Genomic DNA, 15,335 nt, shown 5'->3' on the forward strand with positions numbered 1-15,335 from the left:
CCGGCGCGGAAAGCCCATCTGCACAAGCTCAAATCACCCATCGTCGGTCCGGTACATACCAAGGTCTGCCCACCTTGGTATGTGCCTGCTGCAACTTCGTGGCTTGCGCCCGGACCTGTCATCACCGACCATGCGCCGGACCCTTCGTGACGACATGGCGATGCCGACCGACAACGAGGCAGTTTCCCCGCGCTTGCCCGACCTGAACCTGCGCATCGAACGGGAGATCACGCGCCTGCTCTACGAGCAGGACATTCCGGGCATCGTGACGAACTACGGGGCGATGCTGCTCGCCGTCTGGCTGCACTGGCGCGGTGCGCCCGCTTCCGTGCTGCTTTCCTGGCTGGGCCTGTGGCTCGCGTGCAACACGGTGTATCTCGGCTTCCATCTGGTGCAGCGCCGGCACGGGGCCGGGGTCCATGACGATCCTGTGTTCTGGCGGCGGCTGCACGTGCTGTTCGCGAATGTCGTGTCGGTCGCCCCCGCCGGATGGATGCCGTGGTTCCTCCGCGACGTGCCCGATGTGCTGTTCCTCAACACTGCGCTGGTCATCGTCTACGCCGCAGGCGTCTACGCGTCCAATGCGATGCTCTGGCCCCTGTCCTATGTGATCGGCGCGGCGACGGTGCTCGCGCCGCTCGCCGCGGTCCATGCGGCACAGGGCAGCCGGACCGCCCTGGGTGTGGCGCTGGCGCTCGGCGCGTTCTACGTACTGCTGATTCCGTTCGCGCAGGTCCAGGCCCGCGCACTGCGACGTGCGATCCGTGTGGGCTTCGAGAACGAGGAACTTGCGGCCCGGCTCGCACGCCAGACGGCGCGCGCCGAACGGGAGAGGGAAGCGGCGGAATCCGCCCGTGCCGAGGCCCTTGCGGCCAATCGGGCGAAGGCACGGTTTCTCGCCGCGGCAACCCACGACCTGCGCCAGCCTCTGCACGCCCTGTCGCTGACCCTGTCGGCGATGGAATCGCCCGCCGCGAACACCCCGGACGCAAACGCCATCGCCCGTGCCCGCGACTGCACGAACCGGCTCGCGTCCATGTTCGATGCCTTGCTGGACCAGGCCCGGCTCGATGCCGGAACGCGCACGGCGCAGTTCGAGTGGATCGAACTGGGTCCCTTCCTGCGGCAGGTGGAGATGCAGTTCCAGCCGCTGGCGGAGGAGCGCGGTCTGTGGTTCCGTTGCCGTCCCGCCAGTGGACGTGTCAACGGCGACCGCCTGGCCCTGTGGCGCATCGTGTCGAACCTCGTCACCAACGCGCTCGACGCCACGGAGGAAGGCGGGGTGCTCGTCGCGTGGCGGGCGCGCACGCATACGCTCGAAGTCCGCGACAGCGGCCGCGGCATCGAGGCTATCCATCATCGCGCCGTGTTCGAGGAGTTCCGCCGCTTCGATGGTGGCCGGGCGGGAGTCCAGGGCCTCGGACTGGGGCTCGCGACGGTCGACCGGCTCGCCCGCCTGATGAACGCCCGCGTGGCATTGCGATCGGCTCCCGGGAAAGGCAGCGTGTTCGGCATCGTGTTCGCGCCGGAATCCGTGGCCGCGTCGCCGGACGTGACGGACACTCCCGTTCCTGCGGATGCAGCGGCGCCGGTGCGGCGTTCGCGTCCCGGGGCCCGCGTGCTGGCGGTGGACGACGATCCGGCCGTGCTCGACGCCCTGGAATCGCTGCTTCGTGCAGAAGGATGGGACGCGCGATTGGCCAGGGGCGCAGCCGATGCGCGGGCCCAGCTTCAGGACGGCCGCTGGCGTCCGGAACTGGTCATCCTGGACCGGCGCCTGGGCGACGGGGACGGATTGGAACTCGCCCGGCAACTCGGGCGCGAGATCGAGCCTTCGCCGGTGTTCCTGATCGTCACGGGAGACACCGCGCCGGAAGCGCTGCAGGAGCTTCTCGCCTCGGGCCTGGAGATCCTGCACAAACCCGTGGTGCCCGACCGCTGGAACGCGTCGCTGGCCAGGCTGGGATTCTGAGCGCCGCGTCTGCGGCCGGATTCAGCGGATCTTCGCGAGCAGTGCCGCCCGTGACTGCACGCCGTGGGCGCGCAGGATGGCCGTGACGTGCATCTTCACCGTGGCTTCGGCGATGTTCAGCCGGGCGGCGATCACCTTGTTGGGCAGGCCTTGCAGGAGCAGGTCGCGGATCTCGTGCTGACGTTGCGTCAGCAACCCCGCGGCCCCGTCGCCGGTTCCTGCCGGATCCGCGCGAGGCCCTCCCTCCAGCGCCTCCGCCGGCACGTATCGCCCGCCTGCGAGAACCAGTTCGATCGCTTTCAGCGTGAGGCGTCCATCGGTGGCCTTCGGCAGGAATCCGGCCACGCCCAGATCGAGCGCGCGCCGCATCACCGCGGGATCGGTGTTTCCGGAGACGATCAGGATCGGCAGATCCGGCGCCACCTGCCTCACCGAGCACAGATCAGCGTCCGGGTGGAACCCCGGCATGGCGAGATCGAGCACCAGCAGATCCCATGGTCTCCCGTCGCCGAGAAGCGCTCGCAACGCCGGGCCGTCAGCCGCCTCGACCACCGTGACGGAAGGATTCCAGCCGCGCAGCAGCTCGCGCATCCCGATCCGCACGAGGTCGTGGTCGTCGGCGACGATGATAGCCACGGTTCCCGACCCGACTCCGGCCGAAGCCACATCCTGGATCACGATCGCGAAGGGACCTCGCCGATGGGCGGCATGGGAAGGATCTAGAGCGCACCAACGAACGCGGCGAGCGCATCGCGGTCTTCCTTGCTCAACCGGGCGAACCGGTCCCGCGAACGCTGCGCCTCGCCGCCGTGCCAGAGAATCGCTTCCGTGACGTTGCGGGCACGCCCGTCGTGCAGCAGGGCCGTGCTGCCGCTCACGGTCTTCGACAGGCCCAGGCCCCACAGGGGCGGCGTGCGCCAGTCCTGACCGCCCGCTTCGAAGTCGGGCCGCCCGTCCGCGAGATCCGGTCCCATGTCGTGCAGCAGCAGATCGGTGTACGGATGGATGACCTGGCGGGACGCCTCAGGAAGCCGCGGGAAATACTCCGCGGTGACGAGCGTCGGCACGTGGCACACCGAACATTCCAGGGCCTCGAACAACCCGGCGCCGCGCTGGACCGTGGCGTCGTTCCACTGCCGGCGTGCGGGCACGGCAAGCCCGGTGGCCCACATCTCCATGTCGTTCCAGGCGGCATCGGAGAGTTCAGGATCGTTGCCGGGCACTTCCCGCCGGCAGTGGTCCTGCACGTCGGGACAGTTCTGCTTCGGAAACAGGGCGGACGTCACCCCCATGTCGCCGATCGCGGCGGCGGCGATCTGTTGCCGGAGGGTCGGCTGATTGGCCTTCCAGCCGAAACGGCCCATGGCCACCCGCTGGTTGATGCCGTCCCACACGCGGTTGGGACGGCCGTTGTAGCCGAGCGTCCGCTGCCGGTCCGCGATCGCCAGGAGGGCATCTTCCGGCACCGCCTCGAGCAAGCCCAGCCCGATGAGCGGCGAAGCATTGCGCAGCGACGTCAGGATGTCGTCACCGAGCGCTCCAAAGGCCAGATTCGCGATGCGGATCCTGGGGCGGCGCAGCGGAACGGCAGTACCGTCGGCGAGCGCCACCGAGGTCTCGTCCCAGTCCAGGCGAACCGACGCTTCCGCGGGGATGGGTGCGTAGGCGGGCATGAGATCCAGCGTCTGTCCCTGCAGCGACCGGTTCTGCAACTGGTCGCCGTAGTGCGGATGCGGCTTCGGTCCGCCGTGGAAATCGGTGCCGGGAACGCTCAGCCGCACGAGCGTGGACAGGAGTTCCTCGTCCGGATCTTCCGGCGGCTCGCCCCGTCCACCGCGCGTATGGCAGCCGCTGCAGCGGTCGGCGATGAATGTCGGCCCCACCCCCCAGTCGCCCGTGCTGATGCTGAACACCACCCAGGGGCGGTTGAAACCGGCCTTGCCCCGCTGGAACGCGTCCAGCTGGCGTTCGGACAGGACGGGCGCCGGATCGAAATAGGCGCCCTTGTCGGCACGCCTGATCGTGAAGGTTCCGGCGGAGAGCTCGTCGAGGCTGTTGTCGGCGACACCGAGGACGCTGAATCCGCCCGCGGCGAGGGCCATCGCTGCCGCCCGGGCGATTCTCTTGAACGAGGGCTGCCCCACGCCAGTGGTCGCGACAGAGGTCCATCTGGCGAATGACGCGAAGGTGCGTGCCGCGGCGTGCTTGAGAGGTCTGGAACGCTTTGTCGAGTGCATGCGAGTTCGCTGGCGCGGGTACGCGATCTTGGCGGTGCCGGACGATCCATGCCACGCCCGTACCCGCGTTTCGTTCGTCGTGCGCCTGACGTTCCGGACGTGCGGATACGCGAGGCGCAACCGGGCTGCACTTTACACCAGTGTCCCGGTCGCCCGGCTGCTCTCGCGCCAACTTGCCGCACCACGATGCTCCGGAGTGCGGGCGAGCCACCGCTTACTTCCGCGTCAGTGCCGCGAGCAGGGTCTTGAGCATTCCTGTCTTGCCCTGGGCCTGGGGCTGGGCCGCCGCCGCCGGGCTCAGCTGCGCCAGCCGCTGCGTCAGGTCCTTCGCCCACGCCGTCTTCTTCCAGTCGTCTCCCGTCGTGACCGTCACCGGGTTCGGGGCCGTAGGCTCGGTCTGGGCGAGCGGTACGCTCCAGTTCACCTGCGGCGCGACTCCGCCGTTCGTCTCCGGTCCCGGCACCGGCAGCACCAGGTTCGTCGTCTCCACACTCGCCGTCGTGCTCCTCAGCATCACCGGCGCCGGCGGCTCGACCGCCACCACGGTGATCTGCGCATCGGTCCCGTCCACCCCCACCTGGCTCGCCGGACTCTGGCTGAGCTTCCCGTCGTTCAGGGTGAGCACCTGCAGGTCGATCGCCGCTCCCCCTTCCGCCGCTCCCGCCTTCACCTGGAAGTCGATCTCCAGCAGTTCGCTCAATCCACTTCCCAGAGCATTCAACCGCGCCAGGTCCAGCACGATCTCCCCCGCCACATGCTTCACCAGCCGGTACGGGAAGTCGGTGGCCAGTCTCACGCCCTTGTACTCCAGCCGGCTGGCGTCGTAGACGATCTTCGCCGTCAGGCTTTCGATTCCCTGGGCGTTGTCGAGGGTGAGCGGGATACTCACCAGATCCCCGGCACTGGCGCTGCCGCTTCCCCCCAGTCCGACGTTCCTCGCCGGTCCGCCGAACGTGAGCGGACTGCTCCCCGCCGGCAGGGCCGGAATCTCCGGCCGCGCCTGCCCTTGCACGAACTGCATGAACCGGTTCACGTCCAGGCTGGTCAGCTGGCCGTTGCCGTTCAGATCGCCGATCAGCACCGGGTCGACCATGGGGTACGCGGCATAGCCTGTGTCCAGCCCGGACACCACCCGCTGCAACCTCTGCACGTCGAGCATGCTGTAGCCGCGGTTGCCGCTGGTATCCATGAAGTAGGCGGCAACGATGACGCTGCGGTCGGCCACAGAGTTGGCCACGCTTCCCTGGGCACCGCGGTCGATCTGGACGTTGGCCAAGCGTGCGACGCCGGTGCGCTGGTACGCCGCTGCCGCCGGAATGCCGGCGGTCAGCGTGAGCGGGCTGACGGTGCCGGCCCCCAGGGCGGTGGTGAAGACCGCTTCGATGCGGGTGCCGCCGGCAATGGCGCTGCGGGTCACGCTGCCGCTGGCACCGTTGGCGAGCTGGACGCCGTCGATGCTCAGCAGGCCAGTGTCGTGCAGCACGTCGAAGGCGATGCGGGTGACGCCGCCGGCGTTGGTGAGGGTGAGCGGCAGCACGGCGCTCTGGCCGGGACCGCGTACGAGGTCGGGCAGGCTCAGGACGGGTGCGGACGACGGGCCCACCGTAAACACTTGAGAGAAGTCGTCCCCCTCGATGCCATTCCCGTCGCCGTCGAGCGCCCTGCCCGAGAGATCGCGCAGGCCACCCGCGCCGGCGCGCACCGTCAACGTGTAGGGGTCCGGCGCGAGCGCCCCGCCCGTCTTCACGAAGCTCATTCCCTGTCCGTCTGCGTCCAGCACCAGCGAACCGCGCACCGCACCGGTCGTGGTACCCGTGAGCGTGACGTCGGCCGGGCCGTAACGAAGATCAGCGTATTCGTAGAGATTGAGCACGGCCGGATCGATGGCGCGATCGAAACGGATCGACACGCCGCTCGGCGTGACCGTGGTGCCTTGTACGTGGAACGCGGCGGCACGCACGTCGATGGTCGCCCTACCTTCGTCGGTCAGATCGCCGTCGGTCAAGATGTAGGAGAAGCTGGTGCTGCCCGTAAATCCGGCCTCCGGCACAAATCCGAAGGTGCCGTTCGCGCCGACGAACGTGATCTGTCCGCGCAGCCCGGTGGTGTTCACGAAGGGAGGCCTCAAACGCAATGTGTCGGCGTCGGGATCCGAGTCGTTGGCCAGCAAGCCCTGGTCGGCCGACACCTGGAGCAGTTGTCCCTCCTGCACCACATACGTGTCGTCGACCGCCACGGGGGACTGGTTCGGAATCTGAATCCGAACGGTGCCCTGCGCCGTTCCCCCTCGCTGGTCCGTCGCGGTGTAACGGAAGCTGGTCGTCCCCACGAAACCCGCCTCCGGCACGAAAACGAACGCACCGTTCGCGCTGATGGACGTGAGCGCACCGCGAAGGCCCGTGGTATCGGCGACGGGCCACATACGGACCGTATCGCCATCGGGATCGGAATCGTTTGCGAGGACCCCGGGCGCCGTGATCTGCAGCGGCTGCCCGCGCACGGCGATGAACGTGTCGTCGACGGCGACCGGTGGCGAGTTTGGCAGGACGATCGTGACCCGGCCTTGGGCAGATCCACCGTGGCCGTCCGTTACTGTGTACACGAAGCTGGTTTCCCCTGAGAAGTCGAGCGCCGCCTCGAAGAGGAAGGAACCACCTGCCCCCCAGGACCAGAGCGTTCCGCGCAAACCGGTGGCGTCGGCCGGGTGAAGGAACATTTGCAGCGTGTCGCCATCGGCATCGGTATCGTTGCCGAGCACACCGGGACCGGGGACCGAGAGCGACGTGCGATCGGTCATCACGTAGCGATCGTCCCTCGCCTCAGGAGGATCGTTCACCGGCAACACGTTCAGATTGACGCTGGCGGCGGTGGAGTAGGCCTGGCCGTCGTAGACGCGGAAGCTGAAGCTGTCGGCACCGTTGGCTGTCGGACGCCGGGGTGTAGGTGACACGATGGGTGACCGGGTCGAGGGCGCCCAGGCTTCCCTTGCCTGCGCCGGTCACGACTTCGAAGGCCAGCGCATCGCCGTCCGGATCGAAGCCGCCCAGGGTGATGACCGAGCTGCCATCCTCGTTCAGCGTGACGCTCTGGGCGAACGCAGTGGGCGCGCGGTTGGGCCGGATCACCTGCACGGCCAGCCCTTCGGAGAGGTGGCTGCCGTCTTCGTCGACGGCGGTGACGGTGATGACGACGTTGCCGCCGACGCCGTAGACGACGGTGGCCGAGGTGGCGCTGGCAGGCAGCGTGGTGGTGCGTCCGTCACCCCAGTCGACGACCCACTGCAGCAGGGTGTCGGCACCCGGATCGGTGGCCCCGAACTCGATGGTGTAGGGGGTGTTGGTCCCGACCGATGCATCGCCGGTCAGGGTGATCACAGGGGCCACGTTGCGGACCTGCACCTCGAAGCTGGCTTCCGAGGTGCGCTGCCCGTCGCTGGCGCGAACGGTGAAGGTCTGCCGCAATGCTCCGTCGGCCGGCTGCCAGCGGAATGCGCCGGTCTGGGCATCGATCGCCGCGCCGGCCACCGGATCGAGCAGAGAGAAGATGATGGCGTTGCCGTCCGGATCCTCGGCCGGCACGGTGAAGGCCAGCACGGCACCTTCATCGACCTCCTGCTCCGGGATCTCGCCGATGCGCGGCGCGTCGTTGCGCGGCGCAATGACGATGGACACGCTGCCGCTCTGGGAGCTCAGTGCATTGCCGACCGCGCCATCGGGATCGCCCCGGTCGGTGACACGGTAGGTGAAGCTGTCGGCACCGGTGTAATCCGCGGCAGGCGTGTAGCTCCACACTCCCCCCGCCCCCGGGGTGACGCTGCCGTGCTCGGGCGCCTGCAGCAGTTCGAAGATCAGACGGTCGCGCGGCGTCTCCAGGTCGGTGCCCGGCAGCACGACGCTCACCGGCGTGTCTTCGGACGTGGTGACGGCCACGCTGCCGGCGGCCGGCGCATCGTTGACCGCCGTGATGGTGAACGTGATCACGCCTTCGTCCGTGCCCAGGCGTCCGTCGTCCGCGAGGAAGCGGAAGCTGTCGCTGCCGTTGTAGTCACCGTTCGGCGTGTAGGTGACCCGTCCGGTGACAGGATCGAATCCGCTCAGGGTGCCGTGGGTCGGCGCAGTCAGCAGGCTGAAGGTCACCGGGTCGGCGTTCGCGTCCGCAGCCCCCAGGTTGAAGGTGACGCTGCCCTCCTCCACCGCCGTGTGACCCGCATCCGTGGCCACCGGCGCGATGTTGCTGCGCCGGTCGACGCGGAAGTCGTGCACGTAATCGTCCCCGGCCGTTCCGTCGGCGTTGCCGTCGAGCGCATTGCCCGCCGTGTCGAACACGCCGCGAGGGGCCGTGCCCGAAATGGTCAACCGATACAGGCCTTCGGGCAGGACGCCGTCGACGAGTTGCAGCGCGAGATCGGTCTCGGGGAACGAATACAGCGGCCGCAGGGCGATGCGCGCGTCGTCTGGCGTGAAGAACGCTTCGTCCGCACCGGCCGACAACAGCGAGTAGTTGGCGGGACTGCGGGCGGACACGCCGTCGAGCGATTCGCTGAACGCCACCCGCAACGTGGTGAACGCCTGGGCCGTCGTGCCCCCCTTGGAGGGCAATCCGGCAACGCCGCTCACCTGCGGCGGCGTCACGTCGCCGGAATCGCCCTGGAATTCATAGGCACCCACGTCGTAGTAGGTGACGTCCGGCTGCGGCGTCCAGACCAGCGCCTGGGCACCGCCGAGACTCGCCTCGCCGTCGTAGTCCGCAGCCAGCACGAAGGCCAGCCCGTTGCCGCCGGACACGCCGACCGTCGGCGTGAGGCCGGCGTTGCCCGCGCCGTAGTCGAAGCGGAAGGTGCCGTCCGCGAACAGGGTGACCGCGAAGCTCACGGCTCCGGTGGGCGTGACGCCCTGGGTCTGACCCACCCAGCGGAAGCGGATCTGGTTCGCCACCGACCGGTCCACGAACACGTCGCCACCCGTGACGGCAGTGTTGAGGTCGTCCCACAGCGGGGCAATGCGGACATTGCGGAGGAACACGGCGGTGTCGTTGCCGTCGGTCCCCGTACCGTCCGGACCGGCGAAGTGCAGATAGCCGTTGCTGTTCACGGACACCTGCGTGTACATCGTCCCGTACAGCCCGAACCCGAAGCCCAGCGCCTGTGTGCTGGAACTGTTGGTGCTGCGCAGGTTGAGCGCCGTCTCGCCAGCCCGCGCGGCCACGTCGCTCGCGCCTGCCTGGGCCGGCACATAGAGCGGCCAGCCCTCGCCCGTGTCCACCGTTCCGGGGTCGCGCTTGCGCAGCCGCCCCTCGATGTCGGTGGCGGGGGCCACGTACGCGTTGGCCCCGTCGATGGCGGGAGAGCCCCGGCGCAGGCCGAAGTTGTCGTCGGAGCCGTTGCCTTCGGCCGACCCCGTCTCGCCCAGCACGTTGTCCGCACCGTTGATGTCGAGGTAGTCCGGCGATGCGGCATCGGAGTGCGCATCCAGTCCCGTCGCCGTGCGCCAGGCGTCCAGCGTCGCGCGCTGCACGCTTCCCCAGACACCCACCAGCGCGTCGCCCGTCATCAAGTGGAACAGGTTGTAGTCGGACCGGAAGCCCGCCACGGTGGCGGTGGTGGTATTGATGGCCGCACCCGCGCCGATCGAGAAGATGTTGTTCGCGATCAGCGTGTGGTCGGCATTGCCGCCGGCGAATCGGATGGCGTCGCCCACCGGCTGGTAGAACGTGTTGTTGACGATGCGCCCGGCGTCGTCGTACGGATAGTTCTCGACAATGCCGAAGTTCGTGTTCGAGTAGATCACGTTGTTCTCGATCACCGAGCTGAAGACGCCATCGATGCCGATCGGGTTCGAGTGGATGCGGTTACCGCGGATGATCGCGTTGTCGACCTCCACGCCGGCCTGGGTGTTCGAATAGATCTCGTTGGCACGAATGATGGCATCGGTGCCGGCGTAGATGCCTCGCCTGTTGCCGTGGACGTCGTTGCCTTCCACGATGGCACCGCTGTGGGCCTCGATGCCATGGGAGCCGCTCGCAGCGTGATTGAAGACCTCGTTGTTCCGGACCGCCACGTTGCCCGAAGCGTAGATACCGTCGCTGGAGTTGTCGCGGACGGTGTTGCCTTCCGCCACGATCGTGAACGCCGCGCTGGCGGTGCTCTCGGAAACGTAGATTCCCGCGCCCCCGTTGTCAAACACGAGGTTGCCCGCGATCCGGGCATCGCCCTCCCGCACGTCGATGCCGTTCGCCTTGTTGGCGTGCACGGTGTTGTTCTCGATCGTCCAGTGCTCGTTGGAGATGTCGACGTAGATCCCCGTGCTGTCGTTGGAGACGATCTCGTTGTTCCGGACGGTGATCCGGTCCGAATCCCAGCCGTTGGCACCCAGCACGGCGTGCTCGCCGCCGCGCAGCGTCATGCCCTCGAGCGTGACGTCGTCGGCGCCCATCAGGTCGAAGACCCTGGCGGTATTCGTGATGTTGCCGCGGTCGATGATCGTCTTGCCCTGACCCGCGCCCTGGATCGTGACGCTGGAATCCTGCAGGTCCAGCACCACGTTGGTCGCGAGGTTGTAGAGGCCGGTGTCGACGTAGATCACGTCGCCCGCATCGAGGTCGTAGGCCCGCAGCAGCGCCGCGAGACTCGCCATCGGCGCATCCGCACTCTTGCCCGTGTTCGCGTTGCTTCCCACCGCCGTGGTGTACTCGTCCCCTGCCAGTGAACCATCGTTCACGTAGTAGCTCTGCCCCGCGTTCGCAATCTCGAACCCTTCGTCCGAGACATCGCTCACCTGCAGTATTCCACCCGTCAAACTGTTGTTCACCGTTGCGATTGCCCGGATCCGCGCCGTATTCGACGTTGTCGTCGCCGCATCCACTGTCCAGTCGTAGTGCCCCTGCCCCCGCCGGTCCAGCGTCAACCCGCTCGCAATGCTGCGCCAGTTCGCCCCGTCATCCGTGCTCACCTGCAACTCCACCGTCGGCGTGTCCACCCCTCCTCGTTCACCCGCACCAGTTCGATCCCCTGCAGGATCGCCGCCGTATTCGTGCGGTTCACCAGATCCAGTCCGATCCCCGTCCCACCCGAAACCACCACGTCGTACTCGGCCACATATGCCTTGTTCAGCGCCCCGGCACGCTGGCGGATGTCCACGTTGTCGTCCACGTTCGTGCCATTCACCACCACGTCGAAGCGTCTCGCCCCCACCGCCTGCCCACCTGTCTCGGCGAAGTGCAGCCGTACCTTGTACGTCCCATCCGAAGCCGCGATCTGATACCCCAGCGATTGACCCACTCCATTGGCCGCATATACGTAGCTCGAGTACACCGCCGCCGGTGCCGCATTGGCCACTCCATTCACGTCCACCGCCGCGCCGTTGGCACCCACGTTCCCCGACACCTGATAGGCGTTGGTCACCCACGTCCCCACAGCCACGCTCGCATTTCCAGAATTGATCTGTGCCACCACGTCCTGGCCCAGCAGACCCGCACTGCGCCAGTCGATCCCCACCGTCTGACCGACTTCGAACTTCTCCAACCCGTTCGGACTGAGCACCTGCACCAGCGGCTCCGCACTGACCGTGGACTGTGCACTGTTGCCGTAGGCCCCCAGATCCAACCGCCCCCCATTCGGCTGCAACTCCTTCACCGACAGCGTCGCCGGGTCCCCGCGGTCGATCGCCGGCGAGCCCGACTGCAGGTGCCAGTCGTCGTCCGCCCCGAAGTCCCCTCCGATCCGGTCCAGCCTCAGCGCATCGGCCACCGTCGCCCGGCCATCTCCGGTGGCTGTCAACGTGACGCTCAGCGTCCCACCCTCGATGCGCAAAAGCCCCAGTTGCCGCCACCCCGAACCATCATCGGCCTGATAATCGTTAGGCGTGTTGTAGTACTGGCTCACCGTATTGATAGTCGCCAGTTTTCCACCCACATTCATCCTGTAGGTGGCCGCCGTGTTCAGATCGGTATTCGGCCACGTCGCACCCAGCCGGTAGATGCCGGGTGCCAGCCCATCGAAGGTCCAGGTCGCTGTCGACGTACCACTCGGCGCACGCAGGTAGTCTCCGCCGCGGCCCGCATTGGCACCGCTGCCGGTCACGCTTGTCCAGGTCCCGGTGGTGGTGAAGCCCGCATCACCGTCGTCGATCACGATCCCGCTCGAAGTCACGACACCACTCTGGTAACCAAACTTGTCGTCGGCTCCGTCGATGTCGACGAACTTCGGATCGCCACTGATGCCGTGACCATCGAACCCCACTTCGTAGAACCAGTCACCGCGCGTCGCCAGCGGCCGGTCCTCCCCAGTACGCCGCCTTTCCGTTCCCCGTCAGATGGAACAGGTTGTAGTCCGATACGAAACCGCTTTTGCATATCGGAGTTGACGTTGATCGCATAGCCGCTGTCGACCCACAGAATGTTGTTCCTTACCGACACGGACAACGCCTGTACCCGGATCGCATCTCCCGTGGGCGCATACACCGTGTTGTTCTCGATCTGCGTCTGGCCGTACGTGTGCGACTGGATCTGCGCAATCCCGCGGTTCCTCCACACCACGTTCCCACTCACCACCCGTACACCCCGTTGATCCCTATCCCGGCGTTGTCGTACACCCGGTTCGACTCGATCCTCGAACTCCACTGCCCGATCCCGTCACCACGATTTCCGTAGACGACGTTCTCGCGCACCGTCGCATTGCTGGCGTCCACCCCATGACCGTTGTTCCACACGTCGTTCCACTGCGCCACCGCTGCGTCGTATACCCCCAGACCATTGAAGTTGTTGCTCCAGGTCCGGTTGCCACTCCCCAGAACCGCATTGCCACTCAACGCGATTCCATGGCGGTTCCCCACGGCCACGTTGTCTTCCACCAGCACCCGGTTGGCCACGCCACCGCTTCCACCAACACTGAAACCCCAGCTGTTGTTCGCAAACGCCTCGTTGCCCACGATGCGCGTGCGCACCCCCGCGCTGTGCAACCCTTCGCCATTACCAACGAAGGTGTTGCCCTCGAACACCGCATCCATCGACCGTGACCAAAGCCCATACGACGAATTGCTCTCGAACCTCGACCCCACCACCGTCCACGCATCGTTCGACGTGTCCATCGCCACGCCCGAATGGCTGTTGCCAATCGCCACAATGTCGTTCAGCACCACCCCGTCGGAGTCCGCTCCATTCGCCGCCCCGATCCCGTGCTGCCCGCCCCGGAATACCAACCCCTCAACGTCACATCGTCCGCACCCGCAAACTGCAACGCCCACGCCCCATTGGTCGTGTTGCCCCGGTCCAGCACGCTCCCATGCCCCGACGCACCCACTATCGTCACACCACTGTCGTCCGATGAAAGCACCACGTTGGTCGCGAGGTTGTAGAGGCCGGTGTCGACGTAGATCACGTCGCCCGCATCGAGGTCGTAGGCCCGCAGCAGCGCCGCGAGACTCGCCATCGGCGCATCCGCACTCTTGCCCGTGTTCGCGTTGCTTCCCACCGCCGTGGTGTACTCGTCCCCTGCCAGTGAACCATCGTTCACGTAGTAGCTCTGCCCCGCGTTCGCAATCTCGAACCCTTCGTCCGAGACATCGCTCACCTGCAGTATTCCACCCGTCAAACTGTTGTTCACCGTTGCGATTGCCCGGATCCGCGCCGTATTCGACGTTGTCGTCGCCGCATCCACTGTCCAGTCGTAGTGCCCCTGCCCCCGCCGGTCCAGCGTCAACCCGCTCGCAATGCTGCGCCAGTTCGCCCCGTCATCCGTGCTCACCTGCAACTCCACCGTCGGCGTGTCCACCCCCTCCTCGTTCACCCGCACCAGTTCGATCCCCTGCAGGATCGCCGCCGTATTCGTGCGGTTCACCAGATCCAGTCCGATCCCCGTCCCACCCGAAACCACCACGTCGTACTCGGCCACATATGCCTTGTTCAGCGCCCCGGCACGCTGGCGGATGTCCACGTTGTCGTCCACGTTCGTGCCATTCACCACCACGTCGAAGCGTCTCGCCCCCACCGCCTGCCCACCTGTCTCGGCGAAGTGCAGCCGTACCTTGTACGTCCCATCCGAAGCCGCGATCTGATACCCCAGCGATTGACCCACTCCATTGGCCGCATATACGTAGCTCCAGTACACCGCCGCCGGTGCCGCATTGGCCACTCCATTCACGTCCACCGCCGCGCCGTTGGCACCCACGTTCCCCGACACCTGATAGGCGTTGGTCACCCACGTCCCCACAGCCACGCTCGCATTTCCAGAATTGATCTGTGCCACCACGTCCTGGCCCAGCAGACCCGCACTGCGCCAGTCGATCCCCACCGTCTGACCGACTTCGAACTTCTCCAACCCGTTCGGACTGAGCACCTGCACCAGCGGCTCCGCACTGACCGTGGACTGTGCACTGTTGCCGTAGGCCCCAGATCCAACCGCCCCCCATTCGGCTGCAACTCCTTCACCGACAGCGTCGCCGGGTCCCCGCGGTCGATCGCCGGCGAGCCCGACTGCAGGTGCCAGTCGTCGTCCGCCCCGAAGTCCCCTCCGATCCGGTCCAGCCTCAGCGCATCGGCCACCGTCGCCCGGCCATCTCCGGTGGCTGTCAACGTGACGCTCAGCGTCCCACCCTCGATGCGCAAAAGCCCCAGTTGCCGCCACCCCGAACCATCATCGGCCTGATAATCGTTAGGCGTGTTGTAGTACTGGCTCACCGTATTGATAGTCGCCAGTTTTCCACCCACATTCATCCTGTAGGTGGCCGCCGTGTTCAGATCGGTATTCGGCCACGTCGCACCACCGGTAGATGCCGGGTGCCAGCCCATCGAGGTCCAGGTCGCTGTCGACGTACCACTCGGCGCACGCAGGTAGTCTCCGCCGCGGCCCGCATTGGCACCGCTGCCGGTGACGCTTGTCCAGGTCCCGGTGGTGGTGAAGCCCGCATCACCGTCGTCGATCACGATCCCGCTCGAAGTCACGACACCACTCTGGTAACCAAACTTGTCGTCGGCTCCGTCGATGTCGACGAACTTCGGATCGCCACTGATGCCGTGACCATCGAACCCCACTTCGTAGAACCAGTCACCGCGCGTCGCCAGCGGCCGGTCCTCCCAGTACGCCGCCTTTCCGTTCCCCGTCAGATGGAACAGGTTGTAGTCCGATACGAAAC

The 15,335-nt window shown here is 66.9% G+C and carries 7 protein-coding genes and 2 pseudogenes; 1 reads left to right on the forward strand and 8 read right to left on the reverse strand.

Features of this window, described 5'->3' with window-relative positions:
- Positions 1 to 130 precede the first annotated feature (130 nt).
- Positions 131 to 1,972 (forward strand): response regulator, encoded by a 1,842-nt coding sequence (locus IPK20_22645; GenBank protein ID MBK8019193.1) that lies wholly within the window; start codon positions 131 to 133, stop codon positions 1,970 to 1,972.
- A gap of 21 nt (positions 1,973 to 1,993) precedes the next feature.
- On the opposite strand, the gene IPK20_22650 is transcribed toward IPK20_22645, so the two are convergent.
- The 8 genes and pseudogenes from IPK20_22650 to IPK20_22685 form a co-directional block, all read right to left on the reverse strand.
- Positions 1,994 to 2,608 carry a response regulator transcription factor gene (locus tag IPK20_22650; protein ID MBK8019194.1) on the reverse strand — a complete coding sequence of 205 codons (615 nt, stop codon included), beginning with the start codon at positions 2,606 to 2,608 and terminating at the stop codon, positions 1,994 to 1,996.
- 83 nt (positions 2,609 to 2,691) lie between these two features.
- Positions 2,692 to 4,074: a c-type cytochrome gene (locus tag IPK20_22655; protein ID MBK8019195.1), complete on the reverse strand. Its 1,383-nt coding sequence runs from the start codon at positions 4,072 to 4,074 to the stop codon at positions 2,692 to 2,694.
- Between the two features lie 349 nt (positions 4,075 to 4,423).
- Positions 4,424 to 7,159 (reverse strand): tandem-95 repeat protein, encoded by a 2,736-nt coding sequence (locus IPK20_22660; protein ID MBK8019196.1) that lies wholly within the window; start codon positions 7,157 to 7,159, stop codon positions 4,424 to 4,426.
- 472 nt (positions 7,160 to 7,631) lie between these two features.
- Positions 7,632 to 9,317: pseudogene (locus IPK20_22665) on the reverse strand (cadherin-like domain-containing protein).
- 486 nt (positions 9,318 to 9,803) lie between these two features.
- Positions 9,804 to 10,841 (reverse strand): annotated as a pseudogene (locus IPK20_22670) (right-handed parallel beta-helix repeat-containing protein).
- 311 nt (positions 10,842 to 11,152) lie between these two features.
- Positions 11,153 to 12,445 (reverse strand): hypothetical protein, encoded by a 1,293-nt coding sequence (locus IPK20_22675; protein ID MBK8019197.1) that lies wholly within the window; start codon positions 12,443 to 12,445, stop codon positions 11,153 to 11,155.
- A 304-nt stretch (positions 12,446 to 12,749) separates the two neighbouring features.
- Positions 12,750 to 13,448 (reverse strand): right-handed parallel beta-helix repeat-containing protein, encoded by a 699-nt coding sequence (locus IPK20_22680; protein MBK8019198.1) that lies wholly within the window; start codon positions 13,446 to 13,448, stop codon positions 12,750 to 12,752.
- Positions 13,334 to 14,419 carry a hypothetical protein gene (locus IPK20_22685; protein MBK8019199.1) on the reverse strand — a complete coding sequence of 362 codons (1,086 nt, stop codon included), beginning with the start codon at positions 14,417 to 14,419 and terminating at the stop codon, positions 13,334 to 13,336. The genes IPK20_22680 and IPK20_22685 overlap by 115 nt, the downstream gene beginning before the upstream one ends.
- Between the last annotated feature and the right edge of the window lie 916 nt (positions 14,420 to 15,335).

This window comes from Betaproteobacteria bacterium, from assembly GCA_016713305.1.
Taxonomy (GTDB): Bacteria; Pseudomonadota; Gammaproteobacteria; order Burkholderiales.